Origin of the sequence: Sulfitobacter sp. HI0129, from assembly GCF_001635395.1 — a bacterium.
Lineage (GTDB): Bacteria > Pseudomonadota > Alphaproteobacteria > Rhodobacterales > Rhodobacteraceae > Sulfitobacter.
Genome location: NZ_LWGH01000376.1, coordinates 1 through 4,437, shown reverse-complemented (window position 1 = coordinate 4,437; position 4,437 = coordinate 1). Strand labels below are relative to the sequence as shown.

The following is a 4,437-nucleotide window of genomic DNA, read 5'->3' as shown; positions in this document are numbered from 1 at the left end:
CTGGATCGTGGGCATCTGCATGGCAAGATGCCCCGCGCGGGCCTGTTCCTCGTGCACGATATCCTCGATCCGGCGCAGTACCTTGAAGCCCAGCGGCAACCACGAATAGATGCCCGCCGCCGCCTGTTTGATCATGCCCGCCCGCAGCATCAGCCGGTGGCTCACGATCTGTGCTTCGCTGGGGTTTTCCTTCAGCACGGGCAGGAAATATCTGGTCAGACGCATGGGGCGGCTCCTGAAAAACACTCGGTCGTTGCCGGGGTTAATCCAAAGCAGGTGACGTTACAATCGCCATCGCGGTTCGGCGACCGGGCGCGCGCACCGGGGGGCCAGCCCCCCGGCCCCCCCGGGATTTGGGGTCATTTGGAAGCTGCGCGCATTTTCGTTGACCCGGCAGTCAATATCCGCTTTGTCGGAACGCGAGTTGCCGGAGGTGCCCATGCAGTCCATTCACGAACCCGCCCGCGAAACGCCGGTGATCCATGAAACCGGCGTGCTGGTCGTGGGCTCCGGCCCCGGCGGGCTGGCGGCGGCGCTGGCGGCGGCGCGCGCAGGTGCCGAGGTGACCCTGCTGGACCGTTTCGGCTGTTTCGGCGGCAATATCACGGTGGTGGGGGTCGAGGGTTTCGCTTGGTACCGGCATGAACAGACGGTTGAGGCGGGTGGCATCGGGCGCGAGTTCGAGGACCGCGCCAAGGCAATGGGCGCCGCCGTGCCGGAGAGCCAGTCGCTGAGCTATGAGCTCGACAGCGAGGGTTTCAAGCTGGTGGCCGACCGGCTGGTGGAGGAAGCGGGCATTCACCCGATGCTGCACCGCCAGTTCGTGGCCCCCATCGTCGAAGACGGGGCCATGCGCGGGGTCATCGTCGAATCCAAGGCCGGGCGCGAGGCGATACTGGCGCGCGTGGTGATCGACGCCACCGGCGATGCGGACGTGGCCCAGCGCGCCGGGGCCGCTACCATCAAGACCCCGGTGGAGGAGATGCAGGCCGCGAGCGTCATGTTCCACATCGCGGGCGTGGACAAGGCGGCCTTCATGGCCGGTGTGCGCGCCGATCCGCAGACCTACAAGGACTGGTCCAGCGGCGAATGGCAGGTGGAGACCGACGGCAAGGAGGATGACATGTTCTCCCCCTTTCTTGGCAAGCCGTTCGAGCGGGCGATCCGCGAGGGGCTGATCCCTGCCCATCTCAACACCATCGGGGGGACATGGGGGGCCGTGCATGACAGCGGCGAGATGACCTATATGAACCTCGTTCATCTGGCGGGATGCGACGGGACAGATCCCGACAGCCTGACCCGTTTCGAGATCGAGGGCCGCACCCAGGCGATGCTGGCGATCGAGGCGCTGCGCGCCTATACGCCCGGCTGCGAAGCTGCCCGCCTGCGCAACTTCGGCATGAGCATCGGCATCCGCGACACCCGCAAGATCGATGCGGCCTACAACATGACCGAGGCGGATGTGCGCGGGCAGGCCCGGTTCGACGATACCATCGGCATCTACCCCGAATTCATCGACGGCTACGGCGTTCTGATCCTGCCCACCACCGGGCGCTACATGCATGTGCCTTATGGCGCCATGCTGCCCAAGGGGGTGGACTACCTGCTGGTGACCGGGCGCGCCATCGGGGGCGACCGCATCGCCCATGCCGCCACCCGCAACATGGCCTGCTGTGCCGTCGCGGGGCAAGGCGCGGGCGTGGCGGCGGCGCAGGCGCTGGCCGAAGGTGTGGCCATGGACCGGATCGATCTGGCCGCCGTGCAGAAGACACTGGAAACCCAAGGAGTGCGCATCCGATGAACCATATTCCGGTCATTGACATTTCGGCCCTCGATGGCGGGGATCAGCGCGCGGACTGCGTTGCAGAGATCATGGCGGCCTGCCGGGATATCGGGTTTCTGTGCATCACCGGGACGGGGGTGGACCCTGCGCTCATCACGCGGATGCGCGCCACGGTGGAGGAGATCTTTGCCGTCCCCGAGCAGGACAAATGGGCGCAGGCCATCACGCCGGCCAATTACCGCGGCTATATCCCGCTGGGCTTTTTCACCCCCAACGACGGCTCGGGCACGCCGGACCGCTACGAAGGCTACAAACTGCATGCGGAGACCGACCCGCAAGATCCGGTGCGGGCCGATTGCGCGCTTTACGGGCCGAACCTCTGGCCGCCGCAGGTGCCGCAGGCGCGCGAGACGGTATTGGCCTACTGGGCGGCCATGGACGCCATTGCGCTGCGCTTGCTGGACGCGCTGGCCGAAGGGCTGGACCTGCCGAAAGACAGCTTCCGCGCGGCGTTCAGCGCGCCGCTGACGAATATGTCCCTGCTGCACTATCCGCCGCAGGAACCCGACGCCCCCGGCTTCGGCATCCATCCGCACAAGGATACCGATGCGCTGACCATTATCGCCCCCGACCGCGTCGGCGGGCTGGAGGTGCGCACCCCAGCGGGCGACTGGATCACGCCCGATTGCCCGGAGGGTGGCTTCGTGGTGAACATCGGCGACATGCTGGAGCTTTGGTCGGGCGGGCGGCTCGTTTCCACCCCGCACCGGGTGATGAACCGCACCGGCAAGGAGCGCTATTCCTTCCCCTATTTCGCGGTGCCCCGTCATGACGTGGTGGTGCGCCCCCTCTTGGCCCCCCTGCCCGGGTTCGACCGGCCGGAGGTTCATTGCGGGCATTGGTCGGCGGAGGTCTGGCGGACCAACTGGGTCGGGCAGGATGCAGCCGAGGACACGCCGGAGCTGGGCACGCTGCACTAAAGGCGCGAAGGGCGCGGCGGCGCCACACTTGATTAGGGCGCGCACATGGGCGATGTGGGGGGAACGCAAACGGAGAACCCCATGGCGCTGCCGATCCGAGATCAACTGAAATACTGGGGCTTCGCCGCCATCGTCTTCATGGTGATGCTCTGGTTCATCGGGGATGTGCTGCTGCCCTTCCTGCTGGGCGGGGCCATCGCCTATTTCCTCGATCCCGTGGCCGACCGGCTGGAACGGCTGGGCCTGAGCCGCGCGCTCGCCACTGCGATCATCACCATCGTGGGGATACTGATCTTCGTTCTGCTGGCGCTGCTTGTGGTGCCGAACCTGATCAGTCAGGCGGTGAACCTGTTCGAGACGGCGCCCACGCTGGCGCGCAATTTCACCCGCTTCCTCACCGAAAGGTTCCCGTCGCTGCTGGAAGAGGATTCGACCCTGCGCAATTCGATCACCGCCCTTGGCGTGACCGTGCAGGAACGCGGCGGCGCCCTCTTGGAAACCGCGCTGGCATCCTTTGCCTCGATCCTGAACGTCATCCTGCTCTTCGTGATCGTGCCTGTCGTCGCCGTCTACCTGTTGCTCGACTGGGACCGGATGGTTGCCGCCATCGATGACATGCTGCCCCGGGATCATGCGCCGGTCATCCGCAGGCTCGCGTCGGAAATCGACCGAACGCTCGCGTCCTTCGTGCGGGGCATGGGCACCGTCTGCCTGATACTGGGGACCTATTACGCGATCGCCCTGATGGTGGTGGGGCTGCAATTCGGCCTTGTGGTGGGGTTCTTTGCCGGGCTGATCACTTTCATCCCCTACCTTGGCGCGCTTTTGGGCGGGGCGCTGGCCATCGGGCTCGCGCTGTTCCAGTTCTGGGGCGATTGGGTCAGCATCGGGCTGGTCGCGGGTATCTTCGTGCTCGGTCAGGTGATCGAGGGCAATGTGCTGACGCCCAAGATGGTCGGCGGTTCGGTGGGGCTGCATCCGGTCTGGCTGATCCTTGCCCTGTCGGTTTTCGGCACACTCTTCGGCTTCGTGGGCCTTCTGGTGGCGGTGCCGGTGGCGGCGGCGATCGGGGTCATCGCGCGTTTTGCCGCCGACAGTTACCGCCGCAGCCTGTTGTATCAGGGTACAAGGGCGCACCCCACGGTGGACGAGGACATCTACTGACATGGCCCGACAGCTCGGTTTCGACCTGCCCAGCCGGACGGCGCTGGGGCGAGACGCATTTTTCGTGGCCCCCTCCAACGCGATGGCGGCGGCACTGATCGACGGCTGGCAGACATGGCCCGGCGGCAAGCTGGTGCTGACCGGCCCGCCCGGATCGGGCAAAACGCATCTGGCCCACGTCTGGGCGGCGGCCAGCGGTTCGGCCATCGTTGCGGCCCGCGACCTGCCCGGGGCCGACATCCCCACCCTGGCCCGCGCACCCGTGGCGGTGGAGGATGTGCCGGAGATCGCAGGCGATGAGGCGGCGGAGACAGCGCTTTTCCATCTGCACAACCTCGTCCTTGCCGAGGGCCGGGCGCTGCTGCTTACCGGGACGCCCCCCGTCGCCCGCTGGGGCCTGACGCTGCCCGATCTCGTCAGCCGCATGCGGGGCACCACCGAAGCGATGCTCGAGCCGCCGGACGACGCGCTGCTGGCTGCCGTGCTGGTCAAGATGCTGGCGGACCGCCA

Annotated in this window: 4 protein-coding genes and 1 pseudogene; 4 read left to right on the top strand and 1 reads right to left on the bottom strand. The window is 66.7% G+C overall.

Annotation, left to right across the window (positions count from 1 at the left end):
• Positions 1–225, bottom strand: a pseudogene (locus tag A3764_RS09695) (proline--tRNA ligase); the annotation flags it as partial.
• Positions 226–439: 214 nt separating this feature from the next.
• Here A3764_RS09695 and A3764_RS09690 point away from each other — a divergent pair.
• The 4 genes from A3764_RS09690 to A3764_RS09675 all read left to right on the top strand — a co-directional run.
• Positions 440–1,801, top strand: a complete 1,362-nt coding sequence (locus tag A3764_RS09690; RefSeq protein WP_067925612.1) for an FAD-dependent oxidoreductase — start codon at positions 440–442, stop codon at positions 1,799–1,801.
• Positions 1,798–2,763: an isopenicillin N synthase family dioxygenase gene (locus tag A3764_RS09685; protein WP_067925599.1), complete on the top strand. Its 966-nt coding sequence runs from the start codon at positions 1,798–1,800 to the stop codon at positions 2,761–2,763. Before A3764_RS09690 ends, A3764_RS09685 begins: the two co-directional genes overlap by 4 nt.
• Before the next feature lie 81 nt (positions 2,764–2,844).
• Positions 2,845–3,927 (top strand): AI-2E family transporter, encoded by a 1,083-nt coding sequence (locus tag A3764_RS09680; protein WP_067925603.1) that lies wholly within the window; start codon positions 2,845–2,847, stop codon positions 3,925–3,927.
• Position 3,928: 1 nt separating this feature from the next.
• Positions 3,929–4,437: chromosomal replication initiator DnaA (locus A3764_RS09675; protein ID WP_067951536.1), on the top strand; the 509-nt coding region annotated here is incomplete at its 3' end.